A 23,200-nucleotide genomic window follows, 5' to 3' on the forward strand; every position below is an offset into this window, starting at 1 on the left:
GAAAAAAGCCTGCAGACGGACTGCAGGCTTTTTTTTGTGCTTAACCAAATCGATTACGGCAGCGGTATCGCGCGTCGAAAGCTTTTCCAATTAATGGTGTTGGTTAACATAAGGGTTATGAAATAGAAGAGCGTGGAAAGGGCAATGGAGGCAACCATGCTCCATAACATCGGCCATCCTTCGTAGGTGAAGAATGCCATGGACCAGCGTCCGAAGAGAGCCATGAGCACCATGCACAAGCCTACCTTAATGTAGGGCTCTGCCGGCCAATAGAAGCCGATCGAGCTGGAGATCGAGAAGAAATTAAGCATCATCTGCAGAACCATGCCAATCCCGATGCCAAACGCAACCCCAACAATGCCGAATTGGCTGCCAAACACAAAGATGGAGACGGCTTTGAAGGCGGTGGAGATGATAAAGTTCCACAATGCGGCGTTCGTCCGGCCAAGCCCCAGAAGAATGGCATGCAGCGGCGCGTCAAAATAATGAAAGAAAAACATCGGAGCCAGGATCTGAAGCAGCATTCCCGCATCGGGAGCCCCGTATATTACGGAGGTTAGCGGCGTTGCCCACTGAAATAAAATAACGGTTGCCGGAGCTCCAATTAGGAGACCTACAATCATCGCCTGATTCATTCGTTCGTGAATGAGCAGCGTGTTCTTGCTGACCGCCGCTTCGCTGATGGCAGGAACTAGTGCAGTTGATAGAGAATTGGTTATGAAGCTGGGCATAAAAAGCAGCGGGAATGTGTAGCCGGCCAGCAAACCAAACTGCTTGGTCGCCATAGCCGTGCCGATGCCGGCCATCGCAAGACTAGTCGTAATCAGCAGAGGCTGAAAGGCGCTGTATAACGAATGTATAACGCCTTGGCCCGCCGTTGGCAGTCCCAGATTAAGCAGCTCGTTAAGCGTGCTTCTTCCGTGCTTGAGATGGTTTTTCCACGTTTCTCCCGCCGCCTTCCGCTCGCCGTATAGCTTGTAGCTGGCTGCCAGGAAGAGAAGGCTGATCATCTCGCTAATGACGGAAGCGGCCATGGCGCCCGCGGCCGCATAAGCAACGCCATAGGGCAGCAGTAAATGGACAAGCGCCAAAACGCAGGCAATTTGCACCGTATGCTCAAGGACATCGGATGCGGCAATTGCCTTCATCTGCTGCATGCCGCGGAAATAGCCCTTCAAGACGGCGGAGATTGCTACAATCGGAGCAATCGGCGTAATCGCCAGCATGGCTAGATAAGCTCTCTGGTCGCTTAACAGAATCGATGAAATCCATTCCGAAAAAATAAGCGAGAACGTCGTCAGCGAAATGCTGAGTACGGATGTGATCGCAAGTGAGACATTCAGAATCCGCCTGATCTTGGCGCGGTCGCCCTGTTCGTTGGCTTCGGCGACCAGCTTGGAGATGGCAACCGGAAGTCCCAGCTCCGTAATCGTTATGACCAGCGGAACAAGAGGATGCGCCATCATAAGAAGGCCAATGCCTTCCGCGCCTAACGCGCGGGCGATGTACATGCCGCTGATAAAACCGAGGATCCGGTTGATGAAAGCGGCGGCCGACAAGACTAACGTACCTTTTACGAACGATGATTTAGGATGTGCCATACTTTCCTCCCGAAAAAAACGCTTGAATACTTAAGTGTATTCACCGATTGGAAAAGCATGCGAACAAGCTGCTTGCATGGCGGGAGGCTTTTTTGGAAGGAGCTGTAACCTTGAATGAATTGGAGATCGCCGTACAATTAAGAGAATCGGGACAACTAGAGGAATCCAGATTGATGCTGCTGGCGTTGGTTGAACGATATCCCGCTAATCCGTCCGTCTGTTATCAATGCGCATGGGTGCATGATACGATGGGACTGGAGAGGGAAGCCGTCCCTTATTATCAAAAATCCATAGAGCTTGGCCTTAGCGGCGAGGATCGGCAAGGCGCTTATTTGGGATGGGGGAGCACTTGCCGCACATTGGGAATGTACGCTGAGGCGCAATCCGTATTCCGGGAAGCGATAAGCGAATATCCGGATAACCGGGAGTTTCAGGTGTTCTACGCAATGGTGCTTTATAATCTTCGGGAGCATGGAGCCGCAATGGAGATCCTGCTGAAGCAGCTGGCGGAGACGAGCCAAGACGAAGGGATTCAATCCTATCGCAAAGCTTTGCTCTTCTATGCGGATAAATTAGACCAGAGATGGGACTAGGCATGCAATTTGGGATTTTTGCCAGACCAGTCTTGACTTGGAGTTAACTCCAAGTGCGATAATAGGTTGGACGAAAAGGAAAGCAGGGGATATGGATGGAATACGTGAAATTAGGAAATACGGGTTTGGATGTTTCCCGCCTTTGTCTTGGCTGCATGAGCTTTGGTGAAGTGGAGCGTTGGAATCATCCGTGGATTCTGGATGAAGAGAACAGCCGCCCGATTATTAAGAAAGCACTTGATCTCGGCATCAATTTTTTTGATACCGCTAATATTTACTCTACCGGAGCAAGCGAAGAAATCGTCGGTCGCGCCTTGAAGGATTACGCTAACCGTGATGAGGTCGTTATTGCAACGAAGGTATTCTTCCGCATGCAGCCGGGCCCGAACGGCGCGGGTCTTTCCCGTAAAGCGATTATGAACGAAATCGATAACAGCCTGAAGAGACTGGGAACAGACTATGTAGATTTGTATCAGATTCACCGCTGGGACTACGATACCCCAATTGAAGAGACAATGGAGGCTTTGCATGACGTCGTGAAAGCAGGCAAAGCAAGATACATAGGGGCCTCCGCCATGTACGCCTGGCAGTTCCAGAAAGCGCTGCATGTCGCGGAGCAGAATGGCTGGACCCGGTTCGTCGCGATGCAGAATCATCTCAACCTCATGTACAGGGAGGAAGAACGCGAGATGATGCCGCTGCTCAAGGAGGAGAAGATTGGCGCCATTCCGTACAGTCCTCTTGCCTCCGGAAGATTGGTTCGCGACTGGGGTACCGTTACGCACCGCTCCGAAACCGATCAGGCTCAGAAGATGAAATATGACGCATTCGCCGAGCAGGACCGCGTTATTGCCGAACGTGTTGCGGAAATTGCGAAGCGGCGCGGCGTTCCACGCGTTCAGGTTGCCCTGGCATGGCTGCTGCAAAAAGAACAGGTAACGGCGCCGATCATCGGCGTAACAAGCATGGCTCAGCTCGAAGAGACAATCGGATCGATCGAGCTTGCGTTAACGCCGGAAGAGATCAAATATCTGGAGGAACCGTATGTTCCTCACCGCGTTGTTGGCGCGTTGTAAGCCGGGAAAAAGCTGGTTCCTTATCGGAGCCAGCTTTTTTTGTGACTATTTTATTCGGTAATAGTGGAAAACAATGCCGAGGAATGGGCAAGACTGATAGTTGGAGAGTGGGTGACGTATGTACTTGCTGCTGGCCGATGACGAGCCGATGATGCTGCAAATTTTAAAAAGCTATTTTATGAAAGAGGGCTTTAACGTGCTGACAGCCGGGGATGGCGAAGAAGCGCTGGAATTGTTTTACGAGCATCGGGTGGATCTTGCCGTATTGGACTGGATGATGCCGAAGGTGAACGGGGTAGAGGTATGCAAGGAGATCAAAAGGGTCAGCCGGACCAAAGTATTGCTCCTGACGGCGAAAGGCGAACCGGAAGAGGAGCTTTATGCTCTAAATGCCGGTGCGGATGACTACGTGCCCAAGCCTTTTGATCCGAGAGTGCTGCTTGCCCGTGCTTGCAAATTGTTGAATGGGGCTTCTCAGCTGCGGTCAGACGATCTGGTGGTGGATATGGAAGCTCAGAAAATATACCGTGACGGCAACGATGTGCAGGCAACCTCGAAGGAATTCCAGATCATGAAGTATCTCATCCAGAACAAGGGTCAGATCGTCCCAAGGAAAATGCTGCTGGATCTAGTATGGGGATTCGACTACTACGGGGATGACCGGACGGTGGATACCCATATCCGCAGTCTGCGGGAGAAGATCGGGGAGACCCGGATCAAGACGTTCCGGGGCTTAGGGTATAGTCTGGAGGAGCATCCGGATGAGTAAGCTCGGTCCTTTCGTCAAGGGTTACCGCATAATATATAACACTCGGGTAAAAGGTGGTGGGGATAACTATGAAGATCCAGATCCGGAACTTAAACAGCACCTCGACGCCAACGCTTTTCCATCAGTATTCGATGATCGACTCCATTCGGGATTTCAATCTTACCATTGAACCCGGCAAAATTTATGGTTTAGTTGGATCCATGGGCAGCGGAGGCTGGCTTCTCAGTTATTTTTTGGCCGGAAAAGAAGAACTGTTGTCGGAATGTCTGGATATGTCCCACTCGATCGTAACCTTGGATGACGATCCCGTTAATAATGAAGTCTTAAAGCGTATTTCTTGTTATGTAGGCGAAGGGGTCGCCGAGTTTCCGTATCGCAGCTTCAAAACCTATCCCGGTCCTCTTACATGGAAATTAAAAAAAGTACGGTCGGTTGCCGACCAGATTGCAGAGGGAATCAAGCGGAGCGGGAATCCGCTGACCTTGGGGCAAATCGCCGGGATGTTCGAATTAACCGGCTTGGATAAACCAAAGCGCTATCAAGGCAAAATTCATCGCCCTCTTGCATTCAACAGCGGCGAACGATGGAGAGCTTCCCTGGCGATTGGCTATGCTTTTCAAAAACAGCTCTATTGCGTCCCTTGGATCGAACCCCATGGACTCTTCTATATCCTTGGGCAGCTTGGGAGAAAGCTGCTTGGCATCCTTAGAGACTCCGGTGCTTCAGTGATCATCCCCGTGAGCGATGAGAAATATATTGCGGGTCTGGCCGATGAGATTGTCTATTTGAAGCCCTGTGATTTCACGAAGGACGACCTAGCGGATGAGAATGCCATAAAGTTAACGGAATAATCATGAAAGCCGCACAGGGAGTGCGGCTTTTCGCATTGGCTACAGGATACCGTCCGGCATCTATTTGATGCTGAAGAATAAGATGGAGACAGGAAGTTTATTTCGGAGAGGTGAAATCATGTCTTATCTCTATTATCCCTATATCGGCTGGAAGCAGCAGTGCGCCAATGTGCCGCTCGTCTTTCCGCCGCAGCATCAGAACCGCCATCCGGGATTTGAATATCCGATGACCCCGCGCCCCTTGTCGGATAACCCGTATTATAAAGGTAGCGGGAAGCTCCAGGATAAGGTGGCCATCATATCCGGTGGAGACAGCGGAATTGGCAGGGCCGTCGCTATCGCTTTTGCCAAGGAAGGGGCGGATCTCGTTATTCCTTATTTGGATGAGCATCGGGATGCGGAAGAAACCAAACAGATGATCACGGGGCTTGGACGCAGCTGCGTAATGATGCCTATCGATTTACGGATTGAAGAGAATTGCAAGAAGGTTGTAGATACTGCGATAAAGACATTCGGAAAATTAAATATTCTGGTAAACAATCATGGCGTCCAGTTTCATAAGAAAAGCATCCTGGAAATTACGCGGGAACAGCTGATGAATACCTTCCAGACGAATATTATCTCTTTTTTCGATATGACCAAAGCAGCCTTGCCCCATCTACGCGCGGGAAGCAAGATTATTAATACAACGTCGGATACGGCATTTTCGGGAATGGCGAATACGGTCGATTATACCGCTACCAAAGGGGCTATCGTCTCGTTTACGCGCTCCTTATCGCTGCAGCTGGCAGAGAAGGGAATACGGGTAAACGCCGTTGCGCCGGGTCCAACCTGGACACCGTTAATCCCTTCGGCATTTACGGCAGAGGAGATCACGACCTTCGCTACGGACGTTCCCTTAAGACGTCCGGGGCAGCCGTTCGAGCTAGCGCCAACTTACGTGCTGCTGGCATCCGACGATTCATCCTACATATCGGGACAAGTATACTTCGTTAATGGCGGTTCGATTGTGACCTAACGTGACAAAGCCGAGTGAACAGGAAAAAATATCCTCCTATGTGTTTAGCCTTGATAAGCGTCATAAGTTTAATACACAGGAAGATCATTAATGTCTAGGTTTTGATGAGTTGAAGCTTACATAATGGAGAAAGGCAACCGCCGAACCATCGGCTGTTGTCTTTTCTTTTGCGCATATTTAAGTCATTGTCGTTTAATTTCATTAATTTGTTGCATTAATGATGATTGAGGCATACAATGGCTTATATAATGTTGCACAACGACTTAATTGTTTGAGAAAATCCGGAAGAGGTGGTAAAGAGGTTATGTTTCAGGAAGAACGAATCAACGCCATAATGGAGCATCTCAATGAGCATAAGCGGATCGATATAAAGGACATGTGCCAAAAATTCGACGTATCCCGCGATACGGCACGCCGGGATCTGCTGAGGATGGAGGAGCTTGGTCTTATTCTCCGAACGCATGGGGGAGCGGTTTTGCCTAAGAAGTCTATGGAAGTATTCGAGTACAAAGACCGGCTTGTCAAGGAGTCCGACGTCAAGCGCGATATCGGACGCCTTGCCGCATCGATCGTAAAAGACGGCGACTATATTATGATGGACGCTTCAACGACCGTACAGTTCACCGCCGAGCACATTACGGCTGAAAGAGTGGTTGCCGTTACGAATTCCATTGACATTGCAGATGCCTTATCGCGGAAAAATGCCGTTAGGACGTATTTGCTGGGCGGCGAGTTAAATATCAAACATCGCTTCCTGTTCGGTCAAGCGACGATCGATAACCTGGCCAATTACCAGGTGGATAAATTATTCCTTGGCGCATGCGGAATTACGGCAAACGGTTTATCCTATCCCGATGTGGAGGATGGGGCAGTCAAACGCGAGATGATCAAGAAAGCGAACCAAGTTATTTTGTTGGCAGACCATACGAAATTCGGCGAACAGATGTTTTATAAAATCGGAGGTTTGGACGCCATTGATCTCCTGATTACGGATCAGCATCCTGACCGGGACATGATGGAGAAGCTTGCGGAGCATCGTGTGGAACTTCGCGTCGTAACGGAGGAGGATTTGGATGATTAAACTTATTGTCAGCGATTTGGACGGCACGCTGCTTGATCAAGGCAAGCAGATTAACGAGCGGGACCGCCGCGCGGTAAGAAAAGCCTTTGATAGCGGTCTTGATTTATGCATCGCATCCGGCCGGATGAATGCCGAGATTACTATCATTATGCGGCCTTTCCCGAATAAATATCATGCGGTTGGTCAGAACGGAGCAACCGTCCGGCTAAATAACCGGCGTCTGCTTGGCGCGAAGGATTTTGCTCCCGATTTATCCCTGCAATTGCTTCAAGCCGTCCCTCGCGAGGAATTCATCAGCTTCGTTCATTGTACGGATGACTCTTATTATGCGCGGGTGCATAATGAAGTTTCCCGCTCCTATGAGAAGCGTATTATGTCCGAAAGCTCCGTTCATAACAATCTGGAAGATGCTCTGGCGAATGAGGTATTTCGTTGCAGCAAGCTCGCTTGCTTCGGAGAGTTAGCCGAGCTGATCAGGCTGGAAGCACGGTTAAACCGCCAATTTCCCGGGCAGATTGAGACTTTTATCAGCGATAAGGATTGTTTGGACATTATGCCGCTTCACGTCTCCAAAGGCACGGGGATATCGCTCCTCATTCGGGAATTGGGCATTGCGCCGGATGAAATCGCATGTATCGGAGACTCGTTTAACGACCTTTCGATGTTTGCCTTAACGCCGCATAGCTTTGCCATGGCCGAAAGCCATGATGAAATCCGCGGGCAGGCGAGCACGATTGTACATTCCGTTGCTGAAGCTATCGATCAAATCCTTGCCTATAATACCATGTCAGTCGCGAACTAACGGCCTTAGGCACTTATTTGCCGGAGATTAACGATCAAGCTGCGATCACGATGAGCCGCCTGGATCTCCGTTTCCCTTAGTTACGTTCATTTATTTTATCGGCTTCGTATTCCTCTGCATAGGTCTGGAAATAAGCCTTATCAATTTCCTGCCGTCGCTCCTCTCCAAACCATTTTCCATTCCTGCCTCTAACGCAAGCCTGGCCGTTATTTTATTTTGGATCTCCATGATAATCGGGAGACTCTTCTCCGGTTAAATTACCGCATGCATGCCGGTTGTACATCAGAAAGGGCGCGTTGAATAAGAACATAAACCCGGAAGCAACATAAAATTGGCTTGTCATTAATTTTTTGGAATAGGTGGATGAATGGATAAACAACAACGATTAGCAGCACATGAATCGCTGGAAATTCACGAAGCACTTAACTTAAAAACTTTGGCTCTGGCAAAATCGAAGCTTATGCAAGGTTTAGTATTCGACCAAGAGCTCAGGGATTTGATGGAAAAGGATGTCCAGCAGACAATGCAGGCTATAGCCGATTTGCAAGCGGTATACGCAAGAGCTCCTTTTCGCGCTCTCGTACCGGATGTAAGGCCGACACCCATTTTAAATTGAAGGGGGGATGACGATTGATGGATTACAAGACGGATTATTTGGATCCCGCAAAGTCGCTAAATATGCCGGAAATGGCGGACATGACGTTTGCGGTTGATTTTCTGATTCGAGTCAAGGAAGGAGTCCGCAATACGGCAGTCGCCATTACGGAAACGGTCTCGCCGGATGTGCGGTCTTTACTTCGGGCACAGCTTTTGCAGGGCATTGCCATGCATCAGGAATTGACGGAACTCATGATCCGCAAAAAATGGTTTCATCCCTACGAACTGTCCGAGCAATACAAGCTGGATCAGCTGTCGGCCAAGAATACCATGGAGATTGCGGAACAGAAGCTGTTTCCGGATGATCACACTCGCAAAGGCATGTTTGACCGGACGCCGGACGAGCATATCGGGGGGCATTTCGCATGAAGGCAGTCACTTACCAGGGCATCAAAAACGTCCATGTCAAAGAAGTGCCGGACCCTAAAATTCAGAAGGCTGACGATGCGATTATACGGCTGACGACTACCGCTATTTGCGGATCGGATTTGCATCTGTTTCACGGAATGATTCCGAATCTCGGGGAAGATTACGTTATCGGCCATGAACCGATGGGGATCGTTGAAGAAGTGGGACCCGGTGTTGCCAATTTGAAAAAAGGCGATCGCGTCATCATCCCGTTTACGATTGCCTGCGGGGAATGCTTTTACTGCAAAAACCAGCTTGAAAGCCAATGCGACAACGCGAACGAGCATGGCGATATGGGCTCCTATTTCGGATACTCGGGTACTACCGGCGGCTATCCGGGCGGGCAAGCCGAATACTTAAGGGTTCCTTTTGCTAACTTTACGCATTTCAAAATTCCTGAAAACTGCGAGCAGCCAGACGAGAAGCTCTGTCTGATCGCGGATGCGATGACAACGGCATACTGGAGCGTAGATAATGCGGGAGTGAAAAAAGGGGACACCGTTATCGTGATCGGCTGCGGACCGGTGGGATTAATAGCTCAGAAGTTTGCCTGGTTCAAAGGCGCTTCCCGCGTCATTGCCGTGGATTATCTGGATTACCGGCTTCAGCATGCCAAACGGACCAATAAAGTCGAAATCGTAAATGCCGAATCGGATTTGAATATTGGCAATAACCTGAAGGAGATGACCAAGGGAGGAGCCGACGTCGTTATCGATTGCACCGGAATGAGCGGCAAGATGTCGCCGCTTGAAGCCCTGGCATCCGGACTAAAGCTGCAAGGCGGAGCAATGGGCGGATTGGTTATCGCTTCGCAAGCCGTGCGCAAAGGCGGAACGATTCAAGTAACCGGCGTATACGGAGGCCGATATAACGGGTTCCCGCTAGGGGATATTTTTCAAAGAAACGTGAATCTCCGCACGGGGCAAGCACCGGTTATTCATTATATGCCTTATATGTATGAGCTAATCGATACGGGAGAGGTGGATCCCGGCGACGTGGTTACGCATGTGATGCCGCTTAGCGAAGCTAAGAAAGGCTACGAGCTGTTCGACACGCGTCAGGATAATTGCATCAAAGTCGTATTGAAGCCATAGCAAGGCTTGAAAGGGGTAGCAGACAGATGGGATACGGTTTGCACGAAACGTTGGAAATCCACGAGATTGCCGGATTCAAGGCCGTCAGCTTGACCAAGTCCAAGACGATGAAAGGATTAGTCTCGGATCCTGTTCTGAAAGAGATTCTGATGCAGGATGTCATCACCTCCAGCCGCCAGCTTGAGGAGTTAGGACGTATTCTGTCCAGCGCGGTGGAGAAGGGGGTAGAGGCATGAATCCAATCATGGAGTTTCTGACCGGCATGAACACGCTCACGGATCAGGTGATTGCCATGGATTTTCTGAACTCCGCGAAAAGCGGCGTAAGAAACTATGCCTTTGCGATAACGGAAGCCGGAACGCCAGAGGTTAAGGAAGTCTTATTAAGACAGCTGGAGGAGGCTATAGATACGCATGATCGGATCTTGGCCTTTATGCTTGAGAAGCAATGGTATCAGCCTTGGGATATTAAAGGGCAGTTCCAGCTGGATCTTCAGAATATTGATCTATCCTTAAAAGCGCCAACTCTATAAGCTTAATGAGGATGAAAAACCGCATATTGCGGTTTTTTTTGTTTCCATTTTACGTATAGGTGTTAGAATGGCAATAGCGAATGGAAATACAAGGAAGCCGTTTTTCGCGAAGGGTGGAACTGTAAATGAAGGGATTGGGAACGGGCATTTTGCTTGCGGCTTTTTTTCTGCTTGAGCTTGCCGCGTTTGTCGTGTTTGGTTATTGGGGTTATCAGCTGCAGTCCGTAAAAATGATAAGTATTCTACTGGCAGTAGCGACTCCTCTTGTTCTCGCGGTTCTGTGGGGGATGTTTCTTTCGCCAAAAGCATCCGTGGCAATCTTCACCTACCCCGTAAGAACGGCCCTGAAGCTGGTTGTTTTCCTGGCCGCATCGGCCGCTTTGTTTACCACGGGGCATGAAAAGCTCGGGCTTGCTTTTCTAATCGCTGCGATCGTTATCATCGCAGCTGTATTTCTAGTGAAATTGCATAAAGCAGATGCCGCTAAGGAATAGAACCTTCATTATTCAGTCAAATGTGACGATAAAGTAAGAGATTCCCAGAATTAATAGGAGAGCAGGAAATCAGTTGAGAATAATCGTAAATGGTTCTGAGCTAAAAACGGATTTTCCGCCTTTCAATGACGGAAGAAGATCATTCCTCCATCTCGATTCAATCCTGTCCGCATGGGGCAGAACTTATTGGATAGAAGAGGATGGCGCTCTGGCAGTTTGTCCGGACTTACCTAAGCGTAAACGAATTGCATGGCTGCATGATGAATGGGAGGATTCTCTTCGAAAGATTGATGGAGTAATTTTTATTTGTTCCAATCGGTTAAGCGATGTAACAAATACAGAAATCGTAATTAGTAACCGCAATGCAACAATAACAATTACTGATGAAATGGCTGCAGAGGAGAGCGGCTTTATTACTAACGAACAGGCTAATGATGAATATGAACCAGAGGAATTTAGCCCGGAAGAAAGCGCGAAAATCAATTACGGTAAATATGCTACTCCTCCAATCTTGAACGAATTGAATGCTTTTAGCCTCCAATTGGACCAAACAGGCCGTGTATTTTTGGATGAGGTTGGTTTTTACATAAGCAATGAGCATAGCCCTTACAGCCAAACGCCTTACGATGTTATCGTGTTTGGCCATACGGGCGGAGATGGAGAACATTATGGTTTTTTGACTGATTTCGGTACGGTGGAAGATTTGGAGAACGCTCCTATCGTACGAGTATCCCCCATGGGAGGAGACGAAGCCGTAGAGTACATTGCCCATAATATAAGAGAGTTTCTGAGAATAAAAGCGATTGATAGTACGCTGGTCTATATTGAGTTTGACAATACAGATGAATATGAGAATTATGTATTGAAAGAAGAGGCCGAGCTTAAAGCAAGCAATCCGGAATGGCTGCCTACAGAAGAAGATAAGGTCAGAAACCGAGAAGTCATGGCAAGCATGGTTAAATTTTTAAAACTACCGGAAATTGAAAATCCGTATACCTATTCAAAAAGGGTCAGGCAGGAGAGACAAGAGCGCGTATTGGTTTCAACGCATGACAGCCTAGGTATAATTAATACTTTATCGCCCTTCGAGGATAAAGAACATAAGCGCTTAAACGTAGATGAAGATCTTGGTATCGAAGAGCTTGAGGATTATTTAGTGCATGCTTCGGTTGCAGGTAAAATGGCCTTAATACGCGATTTCAACGCTATAGGATGCTATGATGATGAGGTAAAAGAAGCAGTCGTATCCGTAATGGTGAAGCTAGGGCTTCAAGACGAATTAACTCGCATGAATGCAAAGGAAGAATGGTGAACCAAGTCGAAAATAAGAAGGCTGCCACATAAAGCAGCCTTCTTATTTTTGTCCTAAACCGAATGGACAACCTGGTCGATTATCCCGTAGTCAAGAGCTTCCTGGGCGGAGAGGAAATAATCGCGGTCCATGTCCTTCTCGATTTTCTCAAGCGGTTGGCCCGTACGGTCGGCGGCGATCCGATTCAAGCGGGCTCTCGTATCGAGGATTCGTTTCGCGCTGATCGCGATATCGCTGGCTTGGCCTTGTGCGCCGCCATGAGGCTGGTGGATCATGATCTCGCTGCTGGGCAGAGCAAATCGCTTGCCCTTGGCTCCGCTTAGAAGCAGAATAGCCGCAAAGGAGGCTGCCATTCCAACGCAAATCGTATGAACCTCGGGTTTTATATACTGCATGGTGTCATAGATCGCAAAGCCTGCCGTTGTAGAGCCGCCGGGAGAGTTAATGTACAAGCTGATTTCCTTATCCGGATCCTCGGCGGCCAGAAATAAGAGCTGTGCGACGATACTGTTCGCTACCTGGTCGTCAATCGCTGAACCAAGGAAGATAATCCGGTCCTTCAGTAGCCGGGAATAAATATCGTAGGAACGTTCTCCGCGATTGGATTGTTCAACAACATAGGGGATAAAGCTGCTCATCGTTAATCCCTCACTCCTTTGTTTGTTTGATGTCTTGCATTCGGCAAACGAAAAGAGAAGGCGAAAAGATACGTAACAAAATTAATTTGATTAGGGCGTATCTTTTTCGAGTCTTCGCTCGTTTACTGAATTAAGGATGCGTATAATAGGAAAGAGCGGAGGTGTCCGATACGATGGAAGCAACGATGGAAAAGAAAAATATAGAGCTGGAACGGCTGCAGGGAGTGCTTAGCCGCTATTGCCTGTCTTTAACCAAATCTCGGGCGGAAGCGGAAGATTTGTCTCAGGACACGTGGGTTAAGGCTATGGATTCGGCGCAGCTGCCGGAGCATGCCAATCCTGAAGCTTATTTGCTCCGAATTGCCCGCAATACTTGGATTGACCGGGTAAGAAGGCAATCGACCCATTCGCGGATGATGGATTCAATCCGAAGCTTGGCAGAGCATCAAGCCATGACGCAGGAGAGTCGGATCGGAACGGAGCTGATTATGCAGGCTCTTCTGACTTTTCTGTCTCCGCTTCAACGAACGGTCTTCCTGCTGCGGGACGTCATCGGGTATTCGGCTCAGGAGACGGCATTGCGCTTAGGTCTAACAACTGGTGCGGTCAAAGCGGCTTTGCACCGGGCCCGCGCCGCATTGCCGCCGATCAGGCAGGCTGTCGAGGCAGGCACGCTGCCAGCTCCAAAGGACGAAGGACTGCGGGAGGTCTTGCGAACGCTTGCCATCGCTTATGAAGGCGGCGATATTGACGCGATGCTGACCCTTGTGCAGCAAGGGGATCTGGAGCCTGCCCCTGCGCTTGCGGTCCTGCAAAGCAGGAGAGTCCGGGCAGCCTCGAACCAAGCTCCCCGCGGCCGCTCCGTACCGTCCATGCAGCTCGCATCTTAACGAAATTGAAATAGGTAAGCATGAAGAAGCACGGCCGTTATGGCCGTGCTTCTTTTTTTGTTACGAATAAGGCAATCCGAATCCGTAAAAAATATCCACGACAACAGGAAGGGAGTGGCAATTGTTATGGAGCCGTTTAAGCCGGTGAATGTGAGCGCGAGCCTAAAAGACAACGAGAACGTGCTTCGTAACATCTTCCATCACTGCGCGGATATCGTGTTTCGGCCTTTGAATCTACCTGACCGTCCGGGCATTCTTCTTGTATATATAGACGAATTGACGGATACGGCCAAATTAGAGAAGATTATCTCTACCTGCATGATGAACGACGACTTTAGCCGACTGACGCAATATACGAGCGTGAACAGCTATTCGCAGATTGTCGCCAAAGTGCTTAAAGGCTGTACGGCCATTTTTATGAACGGGTTGCCTATTGCGTATATCGCTGATTTGACCTCCTTTAAGCAGCGTTCCATCGATGAGCCCTCCAATGAAGCTTCCATTCGCGGTCCGAGGGAAGGGTTCACGGAGGATTTAAAAACGAATCTAAGCATGATCCGGAGAAAAATCAGTCATTCGAAACTGAAATTCGAAAGCTATCAAGCCGGAGAGCTGTCCAATACGGAGTTTGTTGTTGCTTACATCGAGGATTGCGCAAAGCCGGAGCTGCTGCAAGAGGTGAGAAGGAGACTAGCTTCCTTCCGCACGAACCAATTGCTGGACTCCAGTTATATCGAGGAGTATATCGAGGATAAATCGTTATCCTTGTTTCCCCAAATTCGAAACACGGAGCGTCCGGATACCGTGTCCTCCAGCCTGCTGGAAGGGAAAGTCTCGATTATTGTAGACGGTTCTCCGAATGCGCTTATTCTTCCCATGACGTTTTGGTCGGGCTTCCAAGCGGCAGAGGATCATTACGAGCGTTTCCTGTACGTGTCGGCGGTCCGAATGCTGCGGATGCTGCTAGCCGTCATGTCATGTCTGCTTCCATCCTTGTACGTGGCCCTTACCACCTTTCATCCGCAAATGATTCCGCTTAATCTCATGCTTAGCATCTCGGCAGCCAGGGAAGGAATTCCGTTTCCAACCGTGATTGAAACCCTGCTCATGGAAATTATGTTTGAGGGCCTTAGGGAAGCCGGGCTTCGGTTACCCAAGGCAATCGGCTCGGCCGTCAGTATCGTAGGCGCGCTGGTCATTGGGGAGGCTGCGGTGCAGGCAGGCTTTATTTCGGCCCCCATCGTCATGATTGTAGCGGGCACGGGAATTGCCTCGTTCGCCTTCCCGAGCTATAGCCTCGCTTTGCCTTTCCGGATTCTCCGGTTTCCGTTATTGATCCTAGGCGGGTTTCTCGGATTGTACGGCGTTGCCATCGGAATCATGTTTATTGCGATACATCTTGTTACGCTGAAGTCCTTCGGAACCCCTTACTTAAAACCCACGGCTCCAATCTGGCCCACTTTTTGGAAGGATACGCTGGTACGCATGAACAAACGTTTCGTTCCGGCGCCACGCAGAAAATGAAAAAAATACGGTGTTTTATCGTTTGTTCACTTTGCTCGCTGCTGCTCACGGGCTGCTGGGACAGGAACGAAATTAACGAATACGCCTTTTGGATCGGTACCGCTCTGGATTTGACGGACTCGGGGAAGCTGGAGAAAAGCGCTCAAATCGCGATTCCCGCCGAGTTCAAAACGATGAAGGGCAGCGGGGGGAAAGGGGAGAGGGCCAATATCGTCATATCGGCAACGGGCACATCCATTGTCGATTTGATTCAACAAATCCAGGAAAAGCTGCCCCGGCGCATTTTCCTTGGACACCGCAGGTCGATATTCATCGGGGAAAAACTGGCCCATAAAGGGCTGGTCGATATCATGGATCAGTTTACCCGGAATCCCGACACCCGCATGAGAACCGATATTTTCGTGGTCAACGATGGAAAGGGCAAGGATGCTTTAACGATTAACAGTCCCTTTAACCAGTTCTCGGCGATCGTTGCGGTGCATCAAGACCGTTATTGCCGGCTCGGAGATACGTCCTTGCGGGATTTGCTGTTGGATGCGGGAAGAGACGGCATCCGCCCTTCGATACCGATGATCGATATCGCTCCAATGAACAAGCTGGAGGAAAACAAAATCTTTGAAGTAAGGGCCGTCGCGATCTTCAACAAGGATTTGAAAATGGTCGGGAAAGTCCGGGACAGGGAGTCTCTCGAGCTGTTTTGGGTAAAAGGCGTGCTCAAAAACCAGTATGTATCGGAAGATACCGGGGAAGGCAGCATCTCCTTGTATGTATCCAATCTAAGAAGAACGTTCCGCACCGCAATCGAAGGGGATAAGCTTAAGGTCTACGTGAAATTGAAAGGGAATGCCAGGGTTGTGGAAAACAATACGCCTATCGATCTTTCCGTATCCGCCCAGCGTATTCATACGGAACGGAAGTTTAATGAGATCAAGGCAAAGCAAATCGAGGATACAATCAGGAAAATACAAACGACTTACGGTCAAGACGTATTCGGCTTTGGCGAAGAGTTTCACCGGGAACATCCGAAGAAATGGAAAAAGCTGAAAGACCAATGGGACAACATTTTCCCGACCGTGGAAGTAGCCGTCGATGTCGGCATTAAAATTCAGAGCACGGGGGATATTCGCAAGCGCATCCCTAGAATAGGAGCAAGAGAGTGAAGATTTCATCTTGGCAACTGTTTTGGATCCTCACAACGCTGGAGATATCCATGAGTATATGGCTTACGGTATCTCCTACCATAGAGATTGCCGGACAGGACGCATGGATCTCGTTTGCCTTAGCGGGAATTATAGGGATCGCATTGACTTGGATCTTAATACGAGTTAGTCAGCGGCATGCCGACCAGACCTTGGTGGAATTCGCACAGACTCTATTCGGCAAATGGATCGGAAAGCTGATCGGCCTATTGTACATTCTGATGTGGTATTCGGTCTGCGCGGATATCCTGCGAATCTTCTCCTTGTTCATCAAGCAGGTTCTGTTCCATGATACCCCGATATGGATGATTTCCGCCCTGATGATGACGGCAATGATCTATATCACCTGGGCGGGAAGCGTTGAGGCAATCGCCCGTTTCAGCGAGATGGCGGGCCCGCTGCTTCTGCTGGGGATATTGATTACTTTCGTATTCAATATCCCCAATCTGCATTTATCGCTTATGCTTCCTGTATTTACGGATACGGGAGCGATGTCCATCTTGAAGGGATCCTTCGTGAATGCGTCGTTCCTGGGGGAGTCCATGATGATTATGATGCTGATCCCTTTTGTCGCTAATCCGAAAAACATTCAGAGGCCTGTGTTATTGGCGATCTGCATCCCGTCTGTCTTGGCGATTATTACGGCCATCATGGTTGTTTCCACCTTTGGCGTTCAAATCGGATCAACCTTATATTTCCCGTATTTCAGCATGGTGCGGTTTATAAATTACCTGGATTTCATTCAAAATATGGATGTGTGGATCGTGTTTATTTGGATCTTCAGCGTATTCGTTAAGCTGTCCATCTATCTGTTCATCAATAGTTACGGCACAGCTCAAATATTAGGCGTAAAAAAATGGCGGAAGCTGATCGCGTTTACGGCTCCCGTCATTTTCGCGGCAACCTTGATCCCGGCCAATGTATTCGGATTGCTCGATTACGCGAACTTCGTTTGGATCAAGTATATCTTCCCGATCTTTGTCGTGGGCTTTCCAATCCTATTCCTGCTTGCCGGCATGATCCGTAAACGAATGGTTGCAGCCTCCTGATTAATGGGCAAGCACGGGCATAAGGGTTCGAATATGCTCCGCGTAACGATTCGCTTCCCGTTCGAGCCCTTCATACGTTAACGCATTCGCATTGTAGCATACGAACGCAGGGAGATAGGTACCCTTGCACTTGGTTACGGTGCGCTCCATCGGACGCAGTAGCTCGCTGATTGTGAATTGATTGTCTCCGCCTGAGCGATAGGACTTATCGGAACCGCCCGTTGTCGTGGCGATAAGAAACTCTTTGCCAACCAGCCGGTTCCCTCCCGGACCATATGCCCATCCCGGCTTCATTACGTCGTCGAACCACTTCTTCAATAGTGGCGGGCAGCTGTACCAGTAGAAGGGGAATTGCAGCACAATCCGGTCATACTGCAGCAGGAGCGCTTGCTCCTTCTCCGTATCCACGTTCCAATCCGGATACAGCTCATACAGCTTGCGAATATGGATGGCATCATTATTCTTATTCAGCCCCTGCAATAAAGCTTTGTTGGCCCGGGAGTTGTTCAGGTCGGGATGGGCTGCGATAACCAAAATTTTCATGGGAATCTTCCTTTCGAGTTGAAGTATCCCCATTATTAAGCAATATGACTGAACTGAAAAGTACGCTCTTTTTCCGTACTTAGTACGGTTTACCGTACTATCTTGCCGCTGCTGAGGGCTCTGCTATAATAAATACATCGATCTGAGAGCTACGAGGGACGGAGGAGAACGATGAGCAAGGACAGCCAAAGGCCTGCCTCCACGGAAGGAATCCTTGCGACCCTTCAGGTTATAGGCGGGAAGTGGAAGCCGTTAATCTTGTTTATTTTGTTATACGAAGGTACGAAGAGGTTCGGAGAACTGCGGCGGATGCTGCCGAACGTCACGCAAGGGATGCTGACCAGCCAGCTTCGGGAAATGGAGAGGGACGGACTAATCGTGCGGAAGGTATATCAGGAGGTGCCTCCCAAAGTGGAGTACCAATTATCCGACCATGGCGGGTCTCTTGGTTCCGTTTTGACCGATATGTGCGGATGGGGCTTCAAGCATTTGAACTTTATGAAACAGCATGGGGAAGAGCAGCGGAAGGAACCTGCCCCTTATTTGTCTCAAGCGGATACCTGACGGTATTCGTTTTTTTGTTGCGCTGTGCCGTGCAGGATTGCGCTTTCTTGGATAATTTCATCGGACATGGAAAATACTACAACAAATCTCTATTGATAAAGGTGTGTAAGAATGAATTCGCTTAAGATCTCTCTGGTACAAGCCTTTTTATTGCTTGTAATTACATCTGCAGTTACCAACCAGTCCACCATTATACCGCTTATTTTGAAAGTATCGGGAAGAGACTCCTGGATTAGCGTTGTACTTGCAATCGTGCCGGGCGTTTTTCTGCTATTAATCCTCCAATTTATCATGAATTCAACCAAGAACGAGTCCATTATTCCTTGGGTAAAACGTCATTTCGGTGTATTTTCCAGCTGGATGATCGCGATTCCGTTTATGCTTTATTTATTATCCGATAGTCTGATAACGCTAAAAGATACGACTAATTGGGTAGACGCAACCTTTCTTCAGGAAACCCCGCGGTTTGTAATCGCTGCTTCATTGACGCTGTTATGCTACATGGCAGCGCAAGCGGGCTTTTGGTCCATTACACTATGCGCTGGAGTATTGCTTCCGTTTTTTATCCTGCTCGAAATATTTTTGCTATTCGTAAACCTTCAATATAAAAACTATCAATATGTCATGCCGGTTTTGGAGAACGGTATGCCGCCGGTACTGCACGGAATGATTTTTTCTTCCCATACGGTGCTAGAAATAATCATTCTTTTATTTATCCAGCATCATATTCAATCGAAGGTCCGTCCTGGCTTCATATTCCTGTTGGTTGCTGTTCATATCGGTCTTGTGTTAGGTACGCTGGTTGATATTATAACCAACTTCTCCCCCGGCGAAGTCGGGCTGCAGCGGTATCCAACCTTTGAGCAATGGGGCCTTGTCACCATAGGGAAAAACGTAGCCCATCTTGATTTTTTGTCAATCTACGAATGGTTAAGCGGGGCTTTTATCCGCTTGGCGCTTTGCATGTTTTTGATTGTCGAGCTGTTTCAATTCAAGCATGCCTTATCGAGAAATATTACCCTTTTGGCGCTTACGGCGTTCATGTTGATCATGCCGCTTTTTCCGATAAGCGATCCCGCGTTCGTCTGGTTTCTGAGGGAATGGTTTTACCCGATTGCCTTGATTTTACTCATGGGTATTTTGTGTCTGCTGCTTCTGTTCGCATTTATTGTCCGCATAAGAGAAAGGGGAGGTCAAAGCCATGCAGTCAAAAGAGATCCATCCCATTGAATCGGTCTTGCGGCAATGGTTCCATAAATGCTCCGATGTCGTTTTCCAGCCCGTTCATCTTATAAACGAGGAGAGCAGGTGGGGGGTGCTCTTTGTTTATTGCGAGGGTTTAACGGACAGGAAGCTTATCGACCAAACCATAATTCCCCAGTTGGAAAAATTGACAGCCGAAGAAATGATGACAGGTACCCTGGGAAATTTGTCTTTCTTGCCAGTGGAACGCGAGCAGCAAAGTATTGTGGATGCCGTTTTTTCCGGAAAGCTCCTGCTCCTTTTCGACCAAAACAAAAGGATCTATGCTGTTGATATTTCCAACCCTCCACAGCGAAATACCGAGGAATCCAATACGGAAGTATCGGTTAAAGGACCGCGTGACGGCTTTACGGAGAATATCTCTACCAATATCGCGCTTGTGCGCAAACGGTTGCGTAATACAACTCTTTGCTGCGAAAGCTTTGTGGTTGGCCGCAGGAGCAGAACCAAGGTTGCGCTTTTGTATGACAGCGATATTATCCACCCGAAAATTCTTGAGACAGCCCGCAAGCGGATTCAGAAAATCGATGTGGATGCTTTAGTCAGCAGCGAAGAATTAGAGGAATTCATCTCGGATTGGCCATTCCGTATATTTCCTTCCATAGATTATATCGGACGACCTGACTATGCGGTTGAGGCGATCCTCAGGGGGCGTTTCGTTATTATCGTGGATGGGACGCCAATGGTGCTTATTGCACCGGCCACCTTGTCTTCTTTACTGAAAACACCCGAAGACATTCATGCCAACTATTTATTTGTTGCTTGCGAGTCCCTTCTAAGGTATCTGGGCTTGTTTATCGGTATTTTTATTCCGGGTTTCTATGTTGCCCTTACGTCGTATCATCTGGACCAAATTCCAATTACAACGTTAGCGACCGTCATTAACGTCAGCAAAGGGCTGCCAATACCCGCACCCTTGGAGGCCTTTCTCATGCAATTTACTTTTGAATTGTTCCGTGAAGCAGGCATCCGGCTTCCAAAAGGGGTTGGGCAGACTGTTACTGTGGTAGGGGGCTTATTCATTGGTCAAGCTGCAATAGACGCAGGTTTAACCTCATCGGCCATGCTCGTAGTAACCGCTTTGTCCATGGTCTCAACCTACACGCTGGTTAATCAATCGTTAAGCGGATTGGTAACGATATTGCGTTTGTTTATATTGGCATGCTCTGCGTTTCTTGGCATGTATGGTTTCTTCTGGGGCATGTTCGCGCTGCTTATTTACTTAACAAGAATGCAGTCGTTCGGAGTGCCTTATCTGGCGCCATTCTCGCCTCCGGTATTTAAGGATATGATTATGGCTTTGCTGACCAAACCGAGATCCAGGGTAAAGAGAAGGCCGTTCATTTACAAACCGCAGGATATCGAACGAAAGGAGAGCGGGAAATGAGAAAAAGAGTCGGAGTCGCCTTCATATTGCTCGGTATATGCCTTGTGTTAACGGGATGCTGGGATGTAAAGACTGTATCCGACTACAATTTTGTTACCGCGATGGGTATTGATCACAAAGAGGGCAAGTATACCATTTATGTACAACTTATGGATTTCGGCGACATGGGTACGCATGACCAGAGTCCTCCTGGAGACCGATCAAATGTATGGATTGGCAGAAGCGAAGGGGAGTCCCTGTATGAGGCGATTAACAAGCTTTACAAAACCTCGCAGCAAAATTTGTATTGGGATCATCTGATGGCCATTGTGTTTAGCGAAAACGCCATAAAAAACGATATCAACACTTTTTTTGATTCGATTCCGCGGTTTCCGCAAATTCGGTATAATACCTGGGTTTTTAGCACACGCGAGCCTATTAGCGAGTTGTTCAAATACTCCACCTTTTTCAATCTTTCGCCTATTTCGAATCTTTTGCATAACCCTAGGGTCCTTCACAACCAACTGTCCTACGTTCCGCCGATTCGGCTCAACACCGTATTGGCCAATAAAGAGGAGAAAGGGGAAACCGATCTGATTCCGAACCTGATTCTCGTCAAGAAGAAGTGGGAAGACACGGAAAGGGATCAAACGGTTCTTGAAATGAATGGGGCTTTTGCTTTGGATGACGGAAGAGCGGAGCATTTTTATTCGGAAAAACAATTGGACGGCGTGCGATGGGTCACTCCCAAGACGAGGCGGTCCGTTCTGCCGATTAATAAAGACGGCAGGCGAATAGGGATGATGTCGATCTTAAAGCCGGACAAAAAAGTAGATTTCGCAATCGAGGGCGGCAAACCGTTTATACGTTTGGAGTTGGAATTCAAAGGAGTAATCGAAGAGGTGCTTACGGGCTCCGGAGCTAAGGAATTTCAAGTCATCGCGGAGAAAGAAATTAGAGAACAAGTGGTTCAAACTTATAACGCCGGGATCGCGAATGCTACGGATATTTACGGACTGGAGCAGTATTTGTACAGAAGGGATCCGAAAACATGGAAGTCTTTGACGGCTGCTGCGGGCAGCACGGAACACGGATCGTTTTTGAATGAAAATTCATTAAAGGACGTAAAAGTAAAGGTTAACATCTCTCACTCCGGCATGTATGATATGGAGCCGTAAGTTGTAATAAGTTTAGTGGAAATCCGCGTAGCCCGCGGATTTTTTTGCGTTGCCTTTAATGCAGGATATTAGGCAAGTTGCGTGGAATTAATTGGATGGGATTAAAGGCGAGAAAAAGATAGGCAGCATAAAGGGGGAACTGACTTGAACGTTACGTATTCCGTGAAAAACCCAACCAGGTTAAAAAATATGATCGTTTTTTCAGTCGCAAGTCTGATTTGGTTGTTTATCATTATCCATCGCTGGAGGGACTATTCAAGTAGAGGCGAGACGGAGTTGCTTATCTTAGATTCGAACTCTTTCATATTCCTGGTTTATATCGTTCTCTTAATATTAACCGTAATCAGAGCTTTAAGAAAACCTAATGGGCTATCTATGCATGAAAACGCGATTCTGGTGAACGGCCACACCCTTTCTGCGCAAGAGATTAAAGTCATTATGAAAATGGGCTATTTCAATCCGGTTATCGGCATAAAGCCAAAAGGAAAGAAAATCGTCCCCCTTCGGTTATGCTTCAGTTTCGCTGCGAATGAAGATCAGGGTATAATGGATCTGAAAGAGTGGGCCGCAGCTAACAACGTAAAGATGGTCGATAAAGATTTCATGTCTTGGTTGTAAGGGTAGAGTCGCTCGGGCAGCGGCTCTTTTTTTGCTTCACTGACTCCCGCAGCGTTACTGAAAAATAAGCGGGGCGTCAG

General features: G+C 48.4%; 25 protein-coding genes and 1 pseudogene. 23 read left to right on the forward strand and 3 right to left on the reverse strand.

All coding sequences use genetic code 11. The annotated features are described in order from the left end of the window. Positions 1-53: 53 nt before the first annotated feature. Positions 54-1,601 (reverse strand): stage V sporulation protein B, encoded by a 1,548-nt coding sequence (gene spoVB / locus EV294_RS18470; RefSeq protein WP_132309383.1) that lies wholly within the window; start codon positions 1,599-1,601, stop codon positions 54-56. A gap of 110 nt (positions 1,602-1,711) precedes the next feature. Between spoVB and EV294_RS18475 the strand changes: the two genes are divergently transcribed. From EV294_RS18475 to EV294_RS18540, 14 genes are all read left to right on the forward strand, one after another. Beyond that, entirely contained in the window at positions 1,712-2,194 is a 483-nt protein-coding gene (locus EV294_RS18475; RefSeq protein WP_132309385.1) for a tetratricopeptide repeat protein, read from the forward strand. A gap of 95 nt (positions 2,195-2,289) precedes the next feature. Next, entirely contained in the window at positions 2,290-3,270 is a 981-nt protein-coding gene (locus EV294_RS18480) for an aldo/keto reductase (RefSeq protein ID WP_132309387.1), read from the forward strand. Positions 3,271-3,388: 118 nt separating this feature from the next. Beyond that, positions 3,389-4,039 (forward strand): response regulator transcription factor, encoded by a 651-nt coding sequence (locus tag EV294_RS18485; protein WP_132309389.1) that lies wholly within the window; start codon positions 3,389-3,391, stop codon positions 4,037-4,039. Between the two features lie 68 nt (positions 4,040-4,107). Next, positions 4,108-4,890: an ABC transporter ATP-binding protein gene (locus EV294_RS18490; RefSeq protein ID WP_132309391.1), complete on the forward strand. Its 783-nt coding sequence runs from the start codon at positions 4,108-4,110 to the stop codon at positions 4,888-4,890. A gap of 118 nt (positions 4,891-5,008) precedes the next feature. Next, on the forward strand, positions 5,009-5,908 hold the full coding sequence (locus EV294_RS18495; protein ID WP_132309393.1) for an SDR family oxidoreductase: 900 nt from the start codon (positions 5,009-5,011) through the stop codon (positions 5,906-5,908). A 304-nt stretch (positions 5,909-6,212) separates the two neighbouring features. Continuing rightward, a complete protein-coding gene (locus EV294_RS18500; protein WP_132309395.1) occupies positions 6,213-6,989 on the forward strand; it encodes a DeoR/GlpR family DNA-binding transcription regulator in 777 nt (258 codons plus the stop codon). Further along, complete coding sequence (locus EV294_RS18505; RefSeq protein WP_132309397.1) at positions 6,982-7,791, forward strand: HAD family hydrolase; 810 nt, start codon at positions 6,982-6,984, stop codon at positions 7,789-7,791. The genes EV294_RS18500 and EV294_RS18505 overlap by 8 nt, the downstream gene beginning before the upstream one ends. Positions 7,792-8,158: 367 nt before the next feature. Continuing rightward, positions 8,159-8,407: a spore gernimation protein GerQ gene (locus tag EV294_RS18510; protein ID WP_132309399.1), complete on the forward strand. Its 249-nt coding sequence runs from the start codon at positions 8,159-8,161 to the stop codon at positions 8,405-8,407. Positions 8,408-8,424: 17 nt separating this feature from the next. Then, positions 8,425-8,817, forward strand: a complete 393-nt coding sequence (locus tag EV294_RS18515; protein WP_132309833.1) for a spore coat protein — start codon at positions 8,425-8,427, stop codon at positions 8,815-8,817. Next, the gene (locus EV294_RS18520) at positions 8,814-9,950 is read left to right on the forward strand and encodes a zinc-dependent alcohol dehydrogenase (protein ID WP_132309401.1); all 1,137 of its coding nucleotides are present in this window, start codon (positions 8,814-8,816) and stop codon (positions 9,948-9,950) included. The genes EV294_RS18515 and EV294_RS18520 overlap by 4 nt, the downstream gene beginning before the upstream one ends. A 26-nt stretch (positions 9,951-9,976) precedes the next feature. After that, positions 9,977-10,186 carry a hypothetical protein gene (locus EV294_RS18525; RefSeq protein WP_132309403.1) on the forward strand — a complete coding sequence of 70 codons (210 nt, stop codon included), beginning with the start codon at positions 9,977-9,979 and terminating at the stop codon, positions 10,184-10,186. Further along, positions 10,183-10,482 (forward strand): spore coat protein, encoded by a 300-nt coding sequence (locus tag EV294_RS18530; protein WP_132309405.1) that lies wholly within the window; start codon positions 10,183-10,185, stop codon positions 10,480-10,482. The genes EV294_RS18525 and EV294_RS18530 overlap by 4 nt, the downstream gene beginning before the upstream one ends. 125 nt (positions 10,483-10,607) lie before the next feature. Beyond that, the gene (locus EV294_RS18535; protein WP_132309407.1) at positions 10,608-10,976 is read left to right on the forward strand and encodes a YrdB family protein; all 369 of its coding nucleotides are present in this window, start codon (positions 10,608-10,610) and stop codon (positions 10,974-10,976) included. Positions 10,977-11,049: 73 nt separating this feature from the next. Continuing rightward, on the forward strand, positions 11,050-12,288 hold the full coding sequence (locus EV294_RS18540) for a hypothetical protein (RefSeq protein WP_132309409.1): 1,239 nt from the start codon (positions 11,050-11,052) through the stop codon (positions 12,286-12,288). A gap of 53 nt (positions 12,289-12,341) precedes the next feature. Here the strand turns inward: EV294_RS18540 and clpP are convergent, their stop codons facing one another. Continuing rightward, the gene (gene clpP / locus EV294_RS18545) at positions 12,342-12,926 is read right to left on the reverse strand and encodes an ATP-dependent Clp endopeptidase proteolytic subunit ClpP (RefSeq protein WP_132309411.1); all 585 of its coding nucleotides are present in this window, start codon (positions 12,924-12,926) and stop codon (positions 12,342-12,344) included. Positions 12,927-13,099: 173 nt separating this feature from the next. Between clpP and EV294_RS18550 the strand changes: the two genes are divergently transcribed. From EV294_RS18550 to EV294_RS18565, 4 genes are all read left to right on the forward strand, one after another. Then, positions 13,100-13,816, forward strand: a complete 717-nt coding sequence (locus tag EV294_RS18550) for an RNA polymerase sigma factor (protein ID WP_132309413.1) — start codon at positions 13,100-13,102, stop codon at positions 13,814-13,816. Between the two features lie 126 nt (positions 13,817-13,942). Then, positions 13,943-15,340: a spore germination protein gene (locus tag EV294_RS18555; protein ID WP_132309415.1), complete on the forward strand. Its 1,398-nt coding sequence runs from the start codon at positions 13,943-13,945 to the stop codon at positions 15,338-15,340. Next, positions 15,337-16,500: a Ger(x)C family spore germination protein gene (locus EV294_RS18560; RefSeq protein WP_132309417.1), complete on the forward strand. Its 1,164-nt coding sequence runs from the start codon at positions 15,337-15,339 to the stop codon at positions 16,498-16,500. The genes EV294_RS18555 and EV294_RS18560 overlap by 4 nt, the downstream gene beginning before the upstream one ends. Next, positions 16,497-17,588 (forward strand): GerAB/ArcD/ProY family transporter, encoded by a 1,092-nt coding sequence (locus EV294_RS18565; protein WP_132309419.1) that lies wholly within the window; start codon positions 16,497-16,499, stop codon positions 17,586-17,588. The genes EV294_RS18560 and EV294_RS18565 overlap by 4 nt, the downstream gene beginning before the upstream one ends. Here EV294_RS18565 and EV294_RS18570 read toward each other — a convergent pair whose 3' ends face one another. After that, positions 17,589-18,131, reverse strand: coding sequence for an NAD(P)H-dependent oxidoreductase (locus tag EV294_RS18570; protein WP_132309421.1), 543 nt, complete (start codon positions 18,129-18,131; stop codon positions 17,589-17,591). A gap of 171 nt (positions 18,132-18,302) precedes the next feature. Here EV294_RS18570 and EV294_RS18575 point away from each other — a divergent pair, with 171 nt between their 5' ends. From EV294_RS18575 to EV294_RS18595, 5 genes and pseudogenes are all read left to right on the forward strand, one after another. Next, the gene (locus EV294_RS18575; protein ID WP_132309423.1) at positions 18,303-18,695 is read left to right on the forward strand and encodes a winged helix-turn-helix transcriptional regulator; all 393 of its coding nucleotides are present in this window, start codon (positions 18,303-18,305) and stop codon (positions 18,693-18,695) included. 111 nt (positions 18,696-18,806) lie between these two features. Beyond that, positions 18,807-19,823 (forward strand): annotated as a pseudogene (locus EV294_RS18580) (endospore germination permease); the annotation flags it as partial. Positions 19,824-19,896: 73 nt separating this feature from the next. After that, entirely contained in the window at positions 19,897-21,345 is a 1,449-nt protein-coding gene (locus tag EV294_RS18585) for a spore germination protein (protein WP_132309427.1), read from the forward strand. Further along, positions 21,342-22,502 carry a Ger(x)C family spore germination protein gene (locus EV294_RS18590; RefSeq protein ID WP_132309429.1) on the forward strand — a complete coding sequence of 387 codons (1,161 nt, stop codon included), beginning with the start codon at positions 21,342-21,344 and terminating at the stop codon, positions 22,500-22,502. Before EV294_RS18585 ends, EV294_RS18590 begins: the two co-directional genes overlap by 4 nt. Positions 22,503-22,646: 144 nt before the next feature. Continuing rightward, the gene (locus EV294_RS18595; RefSeq protein WP_132309431.1) at positions 22,647-23,120 is read left to right on the forward strand and encodes a hypothetical protein; all 474 of its coding nucleotides are present in this window, start codon (positions 22,647-22,649) and stop codon (positions 23,118-23,120) included. Positions 23,121-23,200: the final 80 nt, after the last annotated feature.

This window comes from Paenibacillus sp. BK033, assembly GCF_004345425.1.
GTDB lineage: Bacteria > Bacillota > Bacilli > Paenibacillales > Paenibacillaceae > Pristimantibacillus.